Origin of the sequence: Collinsella sp. AM38-1BH, assembly GCF_003467545.1 — a bacterium.
Lineage (GTDB): Bacteria > Actinomycetota > Coriobacteriia > Coriobacteriales > Coriobacteriaceae > Collinsella.
Genome location: NZ_QSHC01000016.1, coordinates 1 through 17803 on the forward strand (window position 1 = coordinate 1; position 17803 = coordinate 17803).

The 17803-nt window shown below is 60.3% G+C and carries 14 protein-coding genes and 2 tRNA genes; 3 read left to right on the forward strand and 13 right to left on the reverse strand.

From position 1 onward, the window contains the following. Positions 1–90: 90 nt before the first annotated feature. From carB to rpsF, 12 genes are all read right to left on the reverse strand, one after another. Positions 91–3405 carry a carbamoyl-phosphate synthase large subunit gene (gene carB, locus DW870_RS07600; protein WP_117877291.1) on the reverse strand — a complete coding sequence of 1105 codons (3315 nt, stop codon included), beginning with the start codon at positions 3403–3405 and terminating at the stop codon, positions 91–93. 1 nt (position 3406) lies between these two features. Continuing rightward, positions 3407–4846, reverse strand: coding sequence for a glutamine-hydrolyzing carbamoyl-phosphate synthase small subunit (carA, locus tag DW870_RS07605; RefSeq protein ID WP_117877293.1), 1440 nt, complete (start codon positions 4844–4846; stop codon positions 3407–3409). A gap of 207 nt (positions 4847–5053) precedes the next feature. Then, on the reverse strand, positions 5054–6019 hold the full coding sequence (locus DW870_RS07610) for a hypothetical protein (RefSeq protein ID WP_055251358.1): 966 nt from the start codon (positions 6017–6019) through the stop codon (positions 5054–5056). 19 nt (positions 6020–6038) lie between these two features. Continuing rightward, positions 6039–7811 carry an ABC transporter ATP-binding protein gene (locus DW870_RS07615; protein WP_117877295.1) on the reverse strand — a complete coding sequence of 591 codons (1773 nt, stop codon included), beginning with the start codon at positions 7809–7811 and terminating at the stop codon, positions 6039–6041. 184 nt (positions 7812–7995) lie between these two features. Further along, positions 7996–8691 (reverse strand): NUDIX domain-containing protein, encoded by a 696-nt coding sequence (locus DW870_RS07620; protein WP_199573628.1) that lies wholly within the window; start codon positions 8689–8691, stop codon positions 7996–7998. Positions 8692–8712: 21 nt separating this feature from the next. Continuing rightward, positions 8713–10017 carry a phosphoribosylamine--glycine ligase gene (gene purD / locus DW870_RS07625; RefSeq protein WP_117877297.1) on the reverse strand — a complete coding sequence of 435 codons (1305 nt, stop codon included), beginning with the start codon at positions 10015–10017 and terminating at the stop codon, positions 8713–8715. Positions 10018–10135: 118 nt separating this feature from the next. Next, complete coding sequence (locus DW870_RS07630) at positions 10136–11422, reverse strand: adenylosuccinate synthase (protein ID WP_117877299.1); 1287 nt, start codon at positions 11420–11422, stop codon at positions 10136–10138. A gap of 93 nt (positions 11423–11515) precedes the next feature. Continuing rightward, a complete protein-coding gene (dnaB, locus tag DW870_RS07635; RefSeq protein WP_117634693.1) occupies positions 11516–12913 on the reverse strand; it encodes a replicative DNA helicase in 1398 nt (465 codons plus the stop codon). Between the two features lie 220 nt (positions 12914–13133). Next, complete coding sequence (rplI, locus tag DW870_RS07640; RefSeq protein ID WP_117877301.1) at positions 13134–13673, reverse strand: 50S ribosomal protein L9; 540 nt, start codon at positions 13671–13673, stop codon at positions 13134–13136. Positions 13674–13688: 15 nt separating this feature from the next. Continuing rightward, positions 13689–13955, reverse strand: a complete 267-nt coding sequence (rpsR, locus tag DW870_RS07645) for a 30S ribosomal protein S18 (protein WP_006235829.1) — start codon at positions 13953–13955, stop codon at positions 13689–13691. A 72-nt stretch (positions 13956–14027) separates the two neighbouring features. Beyond that, entirely contained in the window at positions 14028–14480 is a 453-nt protein-coding gene (locus DW870_RS07650; protein ID WP_006235830.1) for a single-stranded DNA-binding protein, read from the reverse strand. Between the two features lie 48 nt (positions 14481–14528). Then, positions 14529–14822 (reverse strand): 30S ribosomal protein S6, encoded by a 294-nt coding sequence (gene rpsF / locus DW870_RS07655; RefSeq protein WP_006235831.1) that lies wholly within the window; start codon positions 14820–14822, stop codon positions 14529–14531. Between the two features lie 504 nt (positions 14823–15326). Between rpsF and DW870_RS07660 the strand changes: the two genes are divergently transcribed. Then, positions 15327–15417: transfer RNA gene (locus tag DW870_RS07660), tRNA-Ser, on the forward strand. A gap of 48 nt (positions 15418–15465) precedes the next feature. After that, positions 15466–15556, forward strand: a tRNA-Ser gene (locus DW870_RS07665). A 160-nt stretch (positions 15557–15716) separates the two neighbouring features. On the opposite strand, the gene DW870_RS07670 is transcribed toward DW870_RS07665, so the two are convergent. Beyond that, positions 15717–16724 (reverse strand): hypothetical protein, encoded by a 1008-nt coding sequence (locus DW870_RS07670; RefSeq protein WP_117877303.1) that lies wholly within the window; start codon positions 16722–16724, stop codon positions 15717–15719. A gap of 304 nt (positions 16725–17028) precedes the next feature. Between DW870_RS07670 and DW870_RS07675 the strand changes: the two genes are divergently transcribed. Then, positions 17029–17718, forward strand: a complete 690-nt coding sequence (locus DW870_RS07675; RefSeq protein WP_233539158.1) for a trimeric intracellular cation channel family protein — start codon at positions 17029–17031, stop codon at positions 17716–17718. The last annotated feature ends 85 nt before the right edge of the window (positions 17719–17803 follow it).

A 17803-nucleotide genomic window follows, 5' to 3' on the forward strand; every position in this document is an offset into this window, starting at 1 on the left:
AGGGGGCTGAGTTTCCCACTGAGCGACTCTGCTTGCAGCCGGAGCGAAGGGGGAAACTCAGCCCCCTCCGCCCCGGCCGGACAGCTCAATCTACACCGTGTGCTGCGGCAGGTCCTGCAGGGCGATGACGTCCATGCCCATGTCGTTGGCGCTGCCGTGACCCTGCTGGTCCTCGCGCACCGCCTCGATGGCACTCACGTACGTGTTGGCAGCGGACATCGCGGTCACGCAGGTTACGCCGCGGCGCACCGCCTCGGTACGCAACAGATAGCCGTCGCCGCGCGAACCCGGACCGTACGGCGTGTTGATAATCACCGCGATCTTGCCATCGGCGATGAGGTCGCCGATGTTGGGGCGCTCGCCATCATGTGGGCCGCTGATCTTTTCCACGATCTCGCAGGTCACGTTGCCGCCGCGCAGCACGCGCGCCGTACCTTCGGTGGAGCAGATATCAAAGCCCAGGTAGCGCAGGATGCGGGCGACCGAAAGAATATGCCGCTTATCGCGGTCGCACACGCTAATGAACACTTTGCCGGCGCTCGGGTCGGGCAGGTTGTAGTCGATCGCCAGCTGCGTCTTGGCGTATGCCTCGGGATAGCTCTTGGCGATACCCATGACCTCGCCCGTCGACTTCATCTCGGGCCCCAGGATAACGTCGGCTCCCGGGAAACGGCCCCAGGGCATAACGGCTTCCTTCATGCAGAACCAGTCCAGCTGACGCTCGTCGCTCGGCAGGCCCAGGCTCGCGATGGAATCGCCCGCCATGATACGCGCCGCGCACTTGGCCAGCGGCACGCCGGTGGCCTTGGAGATAAACGGCACAGTACGGCTTGCGCGCGGGTTGGCCTCGATCACGTAAACGGTCTCGCCCTTAATGGCGTACTGCACGTTGACCAGGCCGCGCACGCCCAGCGCCATCGCGATGCGGCGCGTGGTCTCACGGAGCTTCTCCTGCAGGCTCTCGCTAAAGCTGAACGGCGGGATGCAGGTCGCAGAGTCGCCGGAGTGAATACCGGCCTCCTCGATATGCTCCAGGATGCCGCCGATGTAGACCTCTTCGCCATCGCACAGGGCGTCGACATCGGACTCGATCGCACCCTCCAGGAAGCGATCCAGATACACCGGGTAGTCGGGGCTAATGCGCGCAGCCTCGGCCATGTAATCGCGCAGATGCTCGGCATCGTAGGCGATCATCATGCCGCGGCCACCCAGCACGTAGCTCGGACGCACCAGCAGCGGGTAGCCGATGTGCGCGGCCACGGTCTCGGCCTCCTCAAACGAGGTTGCCTGACCCGCCGGCGGATACATAATGCCCAGCTTGTCGAGTAGGGCGGCAAAGCGCTCGCGGTCCTCGGCAAAGTCGATGGCGTCGGGCTTGGTACCCATGATGTTGACGCCGCTCTCCTCGAGCATGCGCGCCAGTTTAAGCGGGGTCTGGCCGCCGAGCGTCACCACGACGCCGTCGGGGCGCTCGACATCGATAACGTCCATGACGTCCTCGTAGGTGAGCGGCTCAAAGTACAGACGGTCGGACGTGTCATAGTCGGTCGAGACGGTCTCGGGATTGCAGTTGACCATGATGGTCTCGAAGCCGCGGGCCGCCAGCGCGTAGCTCGCGTGCACACAGCAGTAATCGAACTCGATACCCTGGCCAATGCGGTTGGGGCCGGCGCCCAGGATCATCGCCTTGGGCTTGTCCGCCGGCGTGGTCTCGTCGGGAGCCACGCACTTCTTGGCATCCGGGCTCGTGCGGTAGATGTTCTCGTACGTCTTGTAGTGATATTCCGTGGCGCTCGAGAACTCGGCGGCGCAGGTATCGACCGTCTTCATGCTGGGAACCACGCCCAGGCCCTTGCGGTAAGCGCGCACAAAGCGCTCGTCCGAGCCGGTCAGCGCGGCAATCTCGGCGTCGCTCGTGCCGTATTGCTTGAGCAGGCGCATCGCGTCGGCGTCGATATCCTCCACACGCAGGCCGCGGATGCTCTCCTGGACCTGCACCATGTCGTTGATACGATTGAGGTACCACGGATCGATACCGCAGATGGCATGGATGCGGGCGATGTCCCAGCCACGGCGCAGGGCCTCGACCACAAAGAAGATGCGGTGCTCGGTCGGGGTTGCCGCGGCCTGAGCGAGCTCATCGTCGCTCAGCTTGTCGGCACCCTCCTTGCCACCGGCGCAGATGCCCTGGTGACCGTCCTCCAGTGAGCGCATGGCCTTGCCGAAGGCCTCCTCAAAGGTGCGGCCGATCGCCATAATCTCGCCCACGGCCTTCATGCGCGTGGTGAGCGTGGGGTCGGTGCCCTTGAACTTCTCGAAGGCAAAGCGCGGCACCTTGACCACGCAGTAGTCGATCGTGGGCTCAAAGCAGGCGGGCGTGGCCTTGGTGATGTCGTTGACGATCTCGTCGAGCGTGTAGCCCACGGCCAGGCGCGCGGCGGCCTTGGCGATAGGGAAACCCGTGGCCTTGGAGGCCAGTGCGGACGAACGGCTCACGCGCGGGTTCATCTCGATGACGATCAGGCGGCCGGTGTTGGGGTTCACAGCAAACTGCACGTTGGAGCCGCCGGTCTCGACGCCGATCTTCTCCAGAATGGCGAGCGAGGCCACGCGCATGCGCTGATACTCAAGGTCAGAGAGCGTCTGCGCCGGCGCGACGGTGATGGAGTCGCCGGTATGCACGCCCATGGGGTCGAGGTTCTCGATGGAGCACACGATGATGCCGTTGCCGACGTGGTCACGCATGACCTCCATCTCGTACTCTTTCCAACCCTCGATGGACTCCTCGACCAGCACCTCGTGGGCGGGCGAGAGTTCCAGGCCCTGGCTCACGATGGAGACGAGCTCCTCGTGGGTGTGAGCGATGCCGCCGCCGGCGCCGCCGAGGGTAAAGCTCGGGCGCAGTACGCAGGGATAGCCCACGCGCTCGGCGATAGCCTCGGCGTCGGCCACGCTGTAGGCATAGCCCGAGCGCGCGACCTCCAGGCCAATCTCGGCCATGGCCTCGTTAAAGAGTTTGCGGTCCTCGCCACGCTCGATAGCGGCAAGGTCGCAGCCGATCATCTCGACGCCGTACTTGTCGAGCGTGCCGTCCTTCGCCAGCTCGACGGCGGCGTTCAGGCCGGTCTGGCCGCCCAGCGTGGGCAGCAGCGCGTCCGGGCGCTCTTTCTTGATTACGCGCTCGATAAACTCGGCGGTGATGGGCTCGACATAGGTACGGTCGGCAAGACCCGGGTCGGTCATGATGGTCGCCGGGTTGGAGTTGACCAGGATGACCTCAAAGCCATCCTCCTTGAGCACCTTGCAGGCCTGGGCGCCGGAGTAGTCAAACTCACAGGCCTGACCGATAACGATGGGGCCCGAACCAATGACGAGGATGCGCTTGATGTCAGTACGTTTCGGCATGTTAGTTCTCCTCGGTCTCGGTCGCGGCGGTCTCGGCGAAATTCCAGCCAGCCAGACGGTCCTTCGCGGTGTCGATGTCCAGGTAGTTCTCCTCGCCGTCCATGAGTCGCGTAAAGGCGGTAAAGAGATAGTGGGCATCAGTGGGGCCAGGCGAGGCCTCGGGGTGGTACTGGACCGAGAAGCACGGGGCGTCGAGCAGCTGGACGCCCTCGGCGGTGCCGTCGTTGAGGTTCACATGTGTTAGGCGAATGCGGCCAAAGTGCTCATTCATCACGACCGGCGCGATTCCGCGGCGCACCCAAACGCGCAGATCTCCATCGGCCGCATGCTCGGTCTCGCCGCCGGAAAGCTCGGGGACAAGCTTGCCCAAGCTGGGGAACAGCAGGCCAAAGCCATGGTTTTGTGCGGTGATCTCCACGCGACGGCTTACCAGGTTCATGACCGGCTGGTTGCCACCGCGGTGACCGAATTTAAGCTTTTCCATTTGGGCGCCGCACGCCAAGCTGATCATCTGGTGACCAAGGCAAATGCCAAAGACCGGCACCTTGCCGATCAGCTGCTGCACCTGCTCGTAGGTCTCCACCACGGCATCGGGGTCGCCGGGGCCGTTGGATAAAAAGACGCCGTCGGGATTCATGTCGAGCACCTCACTCGCGGGCGTATCCCACGGCACGACAGTAAGGTCGCAGTCGGCGCGGACCAGCCCCTCCAGAATGCCGCGCTTCACACCGCAGTCGTAGGCGACCACTTTGTGACGGGCAGGAGCGGCAACCGCAAGCGCAAAGTCATGCGTGGCAGGCAGGTCGGCGGCCACAAACTCGTGAGGTGCGGGGCAACTTACGGTCTTGACCAGGTTCTCGCCTACCAGCGTGGGCGCTGCGGCCAGACGCTCGGCAAGCTCGTCGACGTCGAAGATCTCGGTCGAGATAATGCCCATTTTGGAACCATTGTCGCGCAGATGGCGCACCAGAGCGCGGGTGTCGACACCCTCGATAGCGACGATGCCGTGAGCGCGCAGGTACTCCGGCACGCTGACGGCCGAGCGCCAGTTAGAAGGCGTGGCGCACATGTCGCGAACGATCATGCCGCGCATAGCCGGAGCGCTCGCAGGGCGCACGGCGTCGCCAGGGAAGGCCGACTGGACATCGGTCTCGTCGATACCGTAATTGCCGATCTGCGGATAGGTCATGGTTACAATTTGGCCGGCATAACTCGGGTCGGTCATGACCTCAAAGTAGCCCTCGAGCGAGGTGTTGAAGCAGACTTCGCCGGTCGCGGTGCCCTCGGCGCCGCATGCACGTCCATAAAAAATGGTCCCATCCTCAAGATACAGGATACAGGGACCGCAGGTGCCCTTGCTGGTTTTGGCCAGCATATGCTGGCAAAGCTCGCTGGGCGCGAAGGTGCGGGCGGCAGCGCCCGCGGTATGGTTGTTCGCCATAATTCTCCTTCCCGGTCTCACAGGACCGGCTTAAAGGTGTGTAGTTAGGCCTCGCGGTATTGTAACCGCAAGCATGCCTCATGGCGTTAATTTCATCAAATTGTTTACGAAATGATAATTATGACTTTCTATGCATAATGATTATTTAATCCCCGTCCCAGAAAAATCATCCCGCGGGGCTTGTGGCTCACGCGGGATGATGGCGTCTTACTTTTTCTTGTCCTGTTCCAGCAGATCGGACGGTGAGCGATCGGGCTTGCCGCCGCGGAAAATCTCGCGGCCATGCAGACGATGCTCCAGGTCACGTTCGGCCTTTTCCTCGTCAATCTTGGTCTGGCTCACCACCGGGTCCTCGATCAGCGACGAAACCGAGTTCACCTGTTTTTGAATGCGCTCGGCAATGGTGTCGTCCATGCTTACGATGCGCATCTTCCAGTCGATGCTCGTGGCGTTGGATGAGCTCTTGGTCCACACAAACGTCAAAATGGCGCTCTGATGACCCCGCGCGGGGAACATGCCAAAAAAGGAATCGTGCTGAATGTTGCTATCCTCGTCGATATAGGCGTGAACGTTATACACCACGCGGTCAATCTTGTCGTTGAGCAGGGCGTTGGTCGCAAGCGCCGCGGCCTGGATCTGCCCGTTGGACAGCAGCTCGAGCTCATTGGCAGACGACGTGTCCAACACCGTCACCTCAACCGTGCCCGTACGCTCATCGGCCTCGTCGACAGAAAAATCGAGCGGGAACTGCGTAAAGCCGTTGCCCCATTCGAGTCCACCCTTGAGCGCGGTCGAGACGGTATCCACCGAAACGCTCTCGGACAGGTTGGCGGTATTCAGACGGCGCATCACGCCGTAGCCGATCTGCATGCCCACGATCAGCACCAAAATACCAATGACTACGGCCATCGCGGTCTTCGTAATGGTATGGCTCACCTGCGAGCCCGAAGGATCGTCCTCGGACAGCGGGTCGATATGTTTTGCCTGGCTCGCGCGGTCCTCGCTGCGCAGCTGCGCTAGCGCCGCTTTGTCACCGCGCTTGGCCGCAGCCTCCTTCTCACGCATGCGCTCGGTTCGCTTTTTGGCAAGCGTGGGATCCAAGACGCCGGATGCATCGATTTCGGAGAATAACTCCGTCACTTCTTCCGGAGTCAAAGGGTTCTTGTCAGCCATAAACTTCCTGTCATATCAATCAGTCGAGCTCGTGCGCACGCGCACCTTCGAACTGCATTCGATAGTAACGGGCATAGGTGCCGCCACGGGCGAGAAGCTCCTCGTGCGTGCCACGCTCCACAACGCGACCATGCTCAACGGTCGCAATCTCATCGGCATGCTTAATGGTCGAAAGACGATGGGCGATGATAATCGTGGTGCGGCCGCGTGCCAGCTCTTCGAGTGACTCCTGCACCGCCTCCTCGCTCTCGTTATCCAAAGCACTCGTCGCCTCGTCCAAAATCAGGATCTTGGGGTTCTTGAGAAACACACGCGCAATGGCAACGCGCTGCTTTTGGCCGCCCGAAAGACGGCTGCCGCGCTCGCCCACGACCGTGTCATAGCCCTGTGGAAGCGACTCGATAAAGGCATCGATGTTGGCGCGACGGGCGGCCTCGGCGATCTCTTCTGCCGTAGCGCCCGGCTTGCCGTAGGCGATGTTCTCGCCGATTGTTCCGTCAAACAGGTAGACATCCTGCTGCACCAGGCCGATGGCGCGGCGCAGGCTCTGCTGCGTCACATCGCGCACGTCCTGGCCGTCGATGCTAATGGATCCGGCAGCCACGTCATAAAAGCGCGGCAGCAGCGAACAGGTCGTGGACTTGCCACCGCCCGAAGGACCAACCAAAGCGATGGTCTGCCCGGGCTTGATGGACAGATTCATATGGTCGATAACGGGACGCTCTTCGGCATCGCCCTCGCCCAGCTCAACGTCCTCGTAGTTAAAGCACACGTCGTGATACTCCACGGCGCCGGCGGTCACCTGCAGATCCGTGGCGCCCGGCTTGTCCTGGATATCCGGCGCGGTCGAGAGTACCTCGTCCATGCGCTTAAAGCCGGCGATGGCCTTCTGATACGTTTCGGCCGAATTGACGAGTGTCTCGAGCGGCGTGCAGAACAGCGAAATATAGAGTGCAAAGGTCGCCATATCGACCGCCTGCAGCTGCCCCTGGGCGACCAGCCAGCCGCCCAGCAGCACCACGATCACATAGAGCACACCCGAAAGCAGGCCATATGTCGCGGTATAGACACCCATGGCGTGATACATGTTCTCCTTGGACGAAAGATAGCGATTGTTTGAGGCGCGGAACTTGAAGCGTTCGGTCTCCTCATTGGCAAAGCTCTTGACCACGCGCATGCCCGCCAGCGAATCCTGCAGCTGCGCATTGATGCCGCTGATCTTTTTGCGGTTGTCGCTAAAGACCTCGCGCATGCGCATGTTCTGCCAAAACATGATGACCGCAAACGCTGCTGTCACCACAGCCATGGCAAGCGCCAGCACCGGGGCGATGGTAAAGAGGATCACAAACGAGCCGATAATCTCGATGCCGCAGATGATGATCCACTCGGGCACGTGATGCGCCGCCTCGCAGATATCGAACAGGTCGTTGACCACGCGACTCATCATGTCGCCCGAGCTGTTACGGTCGAAGTACGCAAAGCTAAAGCGCTCGTACTGGTCAAACAGGTCCTCGCGCATCTTGGACTCCATGCGCGCGCCCATCACGTGACCCCAATAGCTCACAAAGTAGCGGCAGGCGCAGCGGACGGCATACATCAACACCAAGCCCACCGCGATCATGCCGAGCGCCTGCATAATGGCAGCCTGACCCTGAGTAAACAGCCCACCGGTCAAATTGCGCAGGATAATGGGGAACGCCAGGTCAATGGCGGCAAGCACCAGAGCGCAAACAGTATCAGCAACAAAAAGCCCCATCTGGGGCTTGTAATAAGACAGAAAACGCTTCAGCATAATCACCTTACGCGGTTTTACCAAACCGCGTTTCGTCTCGACGCTACAAGTGCTCCATTTGGACAATCTGGCCTTCAATCGTCGGTCGCGTATATCCATACGCTTCCCTCCTCTTTTAGGCCACCTTGTCTCAAATGGAGCACTTTCGCTGACTTACACAAACCTGCGGGATCATTCCCGCTCGTTAAAGATCGGCCCCGCCTAGTCGGTGCGCGATGCTGTCGCAAGCAAGCGCGCCCACGACGGTCTTGGCGTCTTCGATCTTGCCGTCGAGTACGGCGTCGATCAGCTCGTGCAGCGGCACCAGGTCCACGTTGACAAACTCGTCATCGTCGGGGTTGGGCGCGTCGAACTCGAGCTTGGTGGCCAGGTAGACATGAATGATCTCATCGCAAAAACCGCAGGACGTGACAATCGACGTCAAAAAGCGAATGCGACCGGCCCTAAAGCCCGTTTCCTCATGCAGCTCGCGTTTGGCGCAATCGAGCGGGTCCTCGCCCGGGTCGAGCTTGCCGGCGGGAATCTCGACCGTCACGCGGTCGATGGCGGTGCGGTACTGACGCACCAGTACGATCTTGCCGCTCTCGGTCAGTGCCACAACGGCCGCCGCACCCGGATGGCGAACGATATCGCGGGCGCTGCGGCGACCGTTGGGCAGCTCAACCTCAAGACGGTGGACGTCGAGGATCTTGCCCTTCCAGGCGCACTCCTCCGAAAGAATCTTCTCGTGCAGCTCGGCATCGTGCGGGTCGTCGTCGCCCAGCACCAGCGCCGGCTCGTCAGCGACCTCGCCACCAGGCTCGCCCTCGGCGTGCCCATACATGCGGCTGTCCTCCTCGACGATCTGCGCGTCCACGAGTTCTTCGTTCTTCTCGTCCATCCGTCTCATTCCTCTCGGATTTTAGGCATCCCAGGCGTCGCGGCCGCGCAGCGCGCGCAGGCCGATGTCGTGACGCAGGGTCTTGCCCTCAAAATCAATCTTCTCGCAGGCCTCGTAGGCAAGGTTGCGAGCGTTCTCGAACGTGTCGCCCAGCGCGGTCACGGCAAGCACGCGGCCACCATTGGTCACGAGCTGGCCGTCCACCACGGCAGTGCCCGCGTGGTACACGGTCACGTTCTCCATGGCCTCGGCGTCGGCGATACCGGTGATGACCTTGCCCTTCTCGTAGCTGCCGGGATAGCCCGCGCTCGTCAGGACAACGGCCACGGCCCACTCGTCACGCCAGTCGAGCTCAATCTGATCGAGCTCGCAGTTGGCACAAGCCAGCATGACCTCGACCAGGTCATTCTTAAGGCGCGGCAGCACGACCTGAGTCTCGGGGTCGCCAAAGCGGGCATTGAACTCCAGCACCTTGGGGCCGGCGGGCGTGAGCATAAAGCCGCCGTACAGGCAGCCGCGGTAGTCGATGCCCTCGGCAGCAAGCTCGGCAACGGTCTGCTCCATGACCGCCACCATGGTGGCGTGCTCCTCGTCGGTCACGATGGGCACCGGGCTGTAGACACCCATGCCGCCGGTGTTGGGGCCCTTGTCGCCCTCGAGCGCGCGCTTGTGATCCTGCGAGGTGGCCATGGGACGCACGGTCTTGCCGTCGGTAAAGGCCAAAAGCGAGCACTCGGGGCCGGTCAGCATCTCCTCGATAACCACGGTGTTGCCGGCATCGCCAAAGGTGCCGCCAAAGCACTCGCGCACGGCCTCCTCGGCCTGCTCAAGTTCGGTCGCCACGATAACGCCCTTGCCCGCGGCAAGGCCGTCGGCCTTGACGACCAGCGGAGCGCCCTGCTCACGCACATAAGCAAGAGCCGAAGCCTCGTCGGTAAACGAGCCGTAGGCTGCCGTCGGAATACCGGCGCGCTCCATGAGCTGCTTGGAGAACAGCTTAGAGCCCTCCATCTGGGCGCCCTCGGCACCCGGGCCAAAGCAGGGAATACCCGCCGCGCGCACGGCGTCGGCCACGCCCGCCACGAGCGGAGCCTCGGGGCCAATTACCACGAGTCCGCATCCGTGGCTCTGCGCAAACGCCGCCACGGCCGCAGGATCGCAGTCGTCGAGAACAACGTTCTCGCCGCAGCTCGCGGTGCCGCCGTTGCCCGGCGCGATGTAGAGCTTGCCGGCGCGCGGTGATGCTGCGAGCTTAGCTGCCAAAGCATGCTCACGGCCGCCGCTGCCCAACAACAGGATGTCGATGGTTTGAGTGTCCGCCTTCAAGGGTGCCTCCTCTATGGATGAATGGCCCGCTCCGTGCGAGCCCTTTGCAAGCAAATATACCCCTCGGCCGCCCGCTTGGGCTGCAAAGGGGTATATCGCAATAACCAAATAGTCCCGATTACTTCCAGAATCGGTTGATGATCTGCTCGCGACCGGCGCCGACGCCAATGAACGTCACGCGGGTGTGTGCCAGATCCTCGATAAACGCCACGTAGTCCTGAGCCTCCTGCGGCAGCTCATCAAAGCTGCGGCAACCGGTGATGTCGCACTTCCAGCCGGGGAGCTCCTCGTAGATGGGCTTGGCATGCTCAAAGCGCACCTGATGCTCGGGCACGCTGGTGTAGCGCTCGCCATCGACGTCGTAGGCCACGCACACCTTGATGGTGTCGAAGGCCGAAAGCACGTCGAGCTTAGTCAGGGCGATATCGGTGAGGCCGTTGACGCGTGAGGCGTAGTTGGCGATGGGGCCGTCGAACCAGCCGCAGCGACGACGGCGACCGGTGGTCACACCGTACTCATAGCCCTCCTCGGTCAGCGTGTGGCCGGCCTCGGACTCATAGGAAAGCTCGGTGGGCATGGGGCCCGAACCGACGCGGGTGATATAGGCCTTCATGACGCCCAGCACGCGGTCGACGTTCTTCATGCCCACGCCGGAACCGGTGATGGCGCCGCCGGCGGTGCAGTTGGAAGACGTCACGTACGGATAGGTGCCGTGGTCGATGTCGAGCAGCGTCGCCTGGGCGCCCTCAAACAGCAGGTCCTTGCCCTCATCGATCATGTTGTTGAGCAGCAGGCTCGTCTCGGTGATGTAGGGGCGCAGGCGCTCGGCCATCGGCAGGTACTCGTCGCAAATCTGGTCCACGGTGTAGGTGGGCAGGTTGTAGATGAGCTCGAGCTCGGGGTTCACGCGGGCGAGAGCGGTCTCCAGCTTGTCGCGGAACAGCGTCTCGTCCAGCATATCCTGCATGCGCAGGCCAATGCGGGCCATCTTGTCCTGATAGCACGGACCGATACCGCGCTTGGTGGTACCGATGTTCTTCTTGCCGAGCTTCTGCTCAAAAGCACCATCCAGATCGATGTGGTACGGCATGATGATGTGCGCGTTGCCACTGATCTTGAGGTTCTTGGTGGTGATGCCGTCGGCCTCGAACATGTCAATCTCTTCAAGGACAACCTTGGGGTTGACGACGCAGCCGTTACCGATCACCGACACATGGTCGGAATACATGATGCCGGAGGGCACCTGGTGCAGGCCGTACTTCTTGCCGTTGACGACGATGGTGTGGCCGGCGTTGTTGCCGCCCGAGTAGCGCACGACGGCATCAAAGTCGCCGGCGACCAGGTCGCAAATCTTACCCTTGCCCTCATCGCCCCACTGGGCACCGACCAAAACGGTTGACGGCATGTTTACTCCTTACATTCATGGACTGTCTACGTGCCACGCCGGCACGCAGAAGCACAAAACATTCCCAGTATACCCGTGTAACGGGCGCCTGTCCTACTCCTCGGTATGCGCCCCATCAAGCTCATAGAACTTGGTGGATGCCGGCAGGAACATCAGGTCGACGTCACCGATCGGGCCCGAACGGTTCTTGGCCACGACGATACGCGTAACGCCCTCGTCGGGTCGATCGTCACGCGAGGCCTCGGCCTCGTCGGCGGATCGGTCCAAGAACATAACGATATCGGCGTCCTGCTCGATGGAGCCCGATTCACGCAGGTCGGACAGCTGCGGGCGCTTGCCGGTACGGGATTCAACCTGACGCGACAGCTGCGACAGCGCGATCAGCGGAATCTTGAGCTCCTTGGCCATAATCTTCAGACCTCGCGACATCTCGGAGACCTCGACGGTGCGGCTCTCGGAACGACGTCCCGGCGGAGGACTCACCAGCTGCAGGTAGTCCAGGATGATGATGGCCTTCTCCTTGTTGTGGAGCATGCGGCGGCTCTTTGCGCGGATCTCAGTCACTGTGGTGCCGGGCGTATCGTCGATCAAAATGTCGAGCTTAGACAAGGTCTGCGTGGCCTCGTTGATATTGGCCCACTGCTCGGGGCTAATGCGGCCCATGCGGAAGTCACTGATCGAGATCATGGCATAGGCGCAAATCAGACGCTGGGCAATTTCCTTACCCGACATCTCCAGCGAGAAGAAGCCGACGGTATAACCGGCAGCGGCAGCGTTGAGCGCCAGATTCAGGGCGAACGACGTCTTACCCACAGCAGGGCGAGCGCCGATAATGATGAGCTGACCCTCGCGGAAACCCATGAGCATGCGGTCGAGCGACGGGAAGCCCGTGGGCACGCCCGCAGCCTGGCCACCGGCCTGGCACACTTCCTCGGCCTCGTTATAGGCCTCGACCATAAACTCGGTCAACGTCTTGTAGCTCGACTTGACCTCGCGTGCCGTGACCTTGAGCAGCTTGCTCTCGGCCAGCTCCACGACCTCTTTGGTGTCGGTAGGGGCGTTATAGGCCAGCGCGTTGATCTCGTTGGTGGCACCGATCAGCTCGCGCAGCATCGAGTCGCGACGGACGATGGCGGCATGGTGCTGCCAGTTCACGAGCGACAGGGTCTGACCCATCAGCTCCAAAATGTAGGCCTCGCCGCCCACGGCATCGAGCTTGTTGATGCTGCGCAGGTAATCGATCAGCGAGATAGAGTCGATGGGAATGCGGCTGTTGTACATATCGACCATCGCGGTGTAGATGGTCTTATGAATAGGCCGGTAGAAGTCATCGGGCTGCAGCTCGACCTGGGCCTCCTCGACCACCTCGGGCGATAGCAGCATAGCGGCCAGTACGTTGGCCTCTGCATCTTGGTTTTGGGGAAGACCCAACTTGGAGCCACGGTCCTCGACCGTCAGCCCCGTCTCCCTATCGTCGTATGCCATGAGCATCCTCATTCATATCGCTTGCGAGCATCCATAGTATCAGCCACGGTCCCAAAACGGGCCGCACGCCGCCAATCATCACCGAACGAAACGGATGAACGGTCCCGTATATAGGACTTCGACGCAACGTTCGCCATGACACTCACTCAGCGCAAAAAAACAAAAAGGGCGCCCCGGTTTCCCAGAGCGCCCTTCTTAGAACAAGATTGTTGCGTTGCAGCAAATGCTACTCGGCAGCAGCCTCAGTCTCGACCTCGGCGGGCTCGGCCTCGGCGACCTCAGCGGCCTCCTCGACCTCAGCCTCGGCAGCGAGCTCCTCGGCGGTAACGCCGACGAGAACGACAACCTCGGCCTTGATCTCGCGGTACAGCGAGATGGCAACGGTGTGGGCACCGGCAACCTTGATGGGCTTACCGAGCTCGACGCGCTTGCGGTCGATGTCCATACCGAGCTGAGCCTTGATGGCGTCAGCGATCATAGCGGCGGTAACGGAGCCAAAGAGGATGCCCTCGTCGCCGACCTTGACGTCAACGGTGACCGTCTTGCCCTCGAAGGCAGCCTTGGTCTCGTTGGCGGTAGCCAGACGGACGGCCTCGCGCTTGGCGATGTTGTTGCGACGCTCGTCAAGCTGCTTGAGGTTGCCCTTGGTGGCGGCAACAGCGAGCTTCTTGGGGAACAGGAAGTTCTCAGCGTAACCCTGAGCGACCTCTACGACGTCACCCTCGCCGCCCTTGCCCTTGATCTCATCGAGAAGAATAACCTTCATGATGCGTCTCCCTTCTTAGCCGCGGTCGCGGTTGCCACGAGAGGAAACCACGGGGACGGTGTACGGCAGGAGAGCCATCTCGCGGGCGCGCTTGATGGCGTTGGCGATGTCATGCTGATGCTGCGTGCAAGCGCCAGTGACGCGACGGGGCTTGATCTTGCCACGGTCGGTCATGTACTTACGGAGAAGCTGAGTGTCCTTATAGTCGATGAACTCAGTGTTCTCCTTGCAGAACTGGCAGTACTTACGACGCGGCTGACGTGCAGAAAAATCATTAGCCATGTCAAAATACCTTTCGTTTGGCAACTTCGGCGAACCGAAGCCGCCTCTCACTCAAAAATAGGTGAACAACCCTTAGAACGGGATGTCCTCATCGTAGACGTCGACCGCGGGCGGCGTAGCCACCGGTGCGGCAGGACGTGCTGCGGGCGCGGGAGCTGCGGGGGCGTAACCGCCCTGATCGTAGCCACCCTGGCCACCACGGGAGCTCATAAACTCGATCTCATCGACGATGACCTCAAGCTTGCTCCGGCGCTGGCCGTCGCGCTCCCAAGAGCTGTAGCGCAGCTTGCCCTCGATCGCGACCTTGTTTCCCTTTGCCAGGAAACGGCTCACGGCCTCGGCGCGGGTGCCGAACATGGTGCAGTCGACAAAGTTGGGATAGTCCTCCCACTCGCCAGTCTGCGCATTACGGCGACGATCGTTCACGGCGACGCCAAAGGACAGAACCTGGGTTCCGCCGGCGGTGGCGCGCAGCTCGGGATCGCGGGTGAGGTTACCGGTGATGTTCACTCGATTGATGCTCATTACTCACTACTTCCTCTTGGGGCACAAGCCCAGTCCAAAACGACAGTCTTACTCCTGGTCGTCGCGACGGACGATCATGTGGCGGACCACAGCGTCGGTGATGCGCAGGACGCGATCAAGCTCGGCGATCTGGGTAGGATCTGCGTGGAAGTTGATGAGGGTGTAGTCACCATCGGTGAGGTCGTTGATCTCGTAGGCGAGCTTGCGCTTGCCCCACTCGTCAACGGAGTCGACCTTGCCAGCGCCCTCAGCGATCGTGGTATCGATACGCTTCATAACAGCGAGACGAGTCTCGGGGTCGAGCGACGGGTCAACAAAGAACAGCAGTTCATAAGCCTTCATATTGTCACCTCCTCTGGGCAAATGTGGCTTCAGGTCGTGAAGGTGCGCCTGAAGCAGGAAAAGACTTGGTAATAATATCTTTCAACCTCCCAGGCTGCAAGAATATGCAGCTACAACCTCATGACCTCCACATATGTCCATACTCGCACGGCGTTTCATGCACATTCCAACCAAATGCTGACCAAAAGCTTGACGGATCTGTGGACAAGATACGATGCCGCGGGGACAAGCTGAGCCAAGCCGCAGGTTAACGGGCACAAGGCCGTGGTCGCAAAATGCATACCAGTGGTCCACAGCGCCACCCAAAGATTTTTAAATTCATTGCCAAGTCGCTTATGAATACCCCTTTTGAACAATTGAGTTAATCAACCACGCTGGTCGGAAGCCGTTTTTTGGCACCTCAAACCCCACTGCAACGACAAGCGCGGCCAAGCGTTTTAAAAAATGCCAACTTTTCTGTTTGCACTTTGCGATTCCTCGTGTATACTGACTTTCGCATTTAACGGAGAGTTGTCCGAGTGGCCGAAGGAGCACGATTGGAAATCGTGTAGGCGTCAAAAGCGTCTCCAGGGTTCAAATCCCTGACTCTCCGCCAGTTAATTCCAAAGCAGGCCTTCGAGCCTGCTTTGTTTTTACCCCACGCGGAGGGGTGGCAGAGTGGTTGAATGCGGCGGTCTCGAAAACCGTTTGGCCTGTATAAGGTCACGAGGGTTCGAATCCCTCCTCCTCCGCCATTTAGGTTGAGAGAGCTCCCGGCAACGGGGGCTTTTTTGTTATCGAAATACGTCTCGATCCCACGCTTCCCCAAACATGTACGTCACCCTCCAAAACCGACATATTTCGACATCTTTGGAGGCTGACGTACACGTTTGGATTGAGCTCACGGGAGTGGCACTATTCGGAAGGCACCTCTTCGTCTCGCATGCTTTTCCAGTTGCGGATAAGCGCCTTGCGTAGTTCGTTTTGCTCTCGCTGGTGCCCGGTATCGGTACAGCGAGGCATGCCGAGTGCTTCGCGAATGTTGTTCATGGCGCGGTGAAAGGCGAGCTGGCTGCCGAACTGAGCCGAAGTGAGCGTAACGATTCGATATCCCATTTGGGAGAGAACGGCCTCTCGCTCCGCATCTGCTCCTTTGCGCTCGAACTCATCGTGAAAGCCGCCCTTATATTCGATACCGAGCTCCCTGCGCTTGTAGGTAACGATCGCATCGATTTTGAGTGTTCGAGCTTTGGCGCAATGCCAGAGACGTTGAGGGATCTCGAGCGGTTTGTTGAGTTCGATACCTCGGATGCCAACGCCGCCTTCGCTTGTTGGGAGCGAGAGGGCGATTGCCGAAGCGGTCTCCATAGGCGAGGCCGAGTGATCGTAGATGTGCCTGAGCGCGAGCCGTGCACGCGTGGCACCGGGTTTGCCGGGGTGCCGATCGAGCAGTTCGGTTATTTCATCCTTGGAGGAAGTGGCTGGTTGCTCGGTATAAGGGTCGGCGGGATTGAGCCTCATGCGATAATCGCCGCAAACTTCATAGCCATATTCGAGATATTCGATCCTATCCATCCATTCGGCTGCGAGCACGAAGGTGAAGGCTTCGTCGGTGATAAAGATGCCGGGCGTCAACTCGTTAATATGCTCGTAGGGAAGATTTTGTCCAAGAATGTGGCAAATGACGCCTTTGGTGCGAATTCGCTCGAATTCGAATACAACCGAGATATCGATAGTCTTGAGCATATCGGACGGAATGCCGCAGTCGATAAGTGCCTGTCGTATGCGCGCAGCGCGTTGTTGGGTGGAGATGCCTTGTGCGCCTATCTGGTAGTCGTGCCGCGCAAGAGACTGAACCAAATTCTGGGGTGCATGATGAACAAGCCATGCGGTTTTATGCGAAATGAGAACAGGGGTATCCATTGAGGGCCTCTCGCTCTGAGCCGGTATCCAACTCTTATGTCCGTTGAAGTGGGGAAATATACCGGATGTGAGTAAATCAACTCACTCATGCTGTGAACCCAATCCAAACATGTACGTCAGCCTCCAAAGATGTCGAAAAATGTCGTTTTTGGAGGCTGACGTACATGTTTTGGACCCCTGGCATTCCAGTAACGCCACGCCCGCGCCCAGTCCCTACCGTTTGCCGAGCAATAGGGTCTCAATCGCCTCCAACCATGTACTATGTACGGGCATTGTTCAAACCCGAGAATCAAAGGACCTCATCTTGCCCGTCGTCGCCGCTATGACTGTTACTTCACACGCCTCGGATGCCATGGTCGCTATCCCATTTTGGCTCGAGATGTTCGCCGTTGTCGCGGCATCGATCTCGGGCGTGCTGGTCGCTCGCGAGCACAAGCTCGACCTGGTGGGCGCGGTCGCGCTCGCGGTGGTCTGCGGTCTGGGCGGCGGTCTTTTGCGCGATATGACGCTCCAGGTCGGCAACGTCTACATCCTCAACCAGCCCATGGCACTACCGCTCTCCATCGCCACAGCCGCCATCATCTATATCTTCCCGGCAATCGTCGATAAGCCCGAAAAACTCATTCCCCTGCTCGACATCATCTCGGTCGGCATCTATGCGGCCACCGGCGCGGACAAGGCGCTGGTCTACGGATTTGCACCCGCCGTGTGCATCATGATGGGCTTTTTCACCGCCGTGGGCGGCGGCATGCTGCGCGACGGCTTTATGGGCGTGGTCCCGGGCATTTTCCAACGCACCAACTTCTATGCCATCGCGGCCATCGCCGGATCAGCAAGCTATGTAGCCCTCGTCATGAGCGGCCTCATGAGCAATGTTGCCGCGCTGGTCGTATGCGTTGTGGTGACCATGGGGCTGCGCTGGCTATCACTGCGCTTTGACATCAAAAGCCCTACCGAGGAAGACATCGCGCGCTTTTTGCACCGTAAAAAGTAGGTAGCACAGCACAACCCCTCGAAATGCAACCGAGAGATTCTTTTAGAGCGCCCGCGCGTTGGGTACCCTGTTAGATACCTGTCGA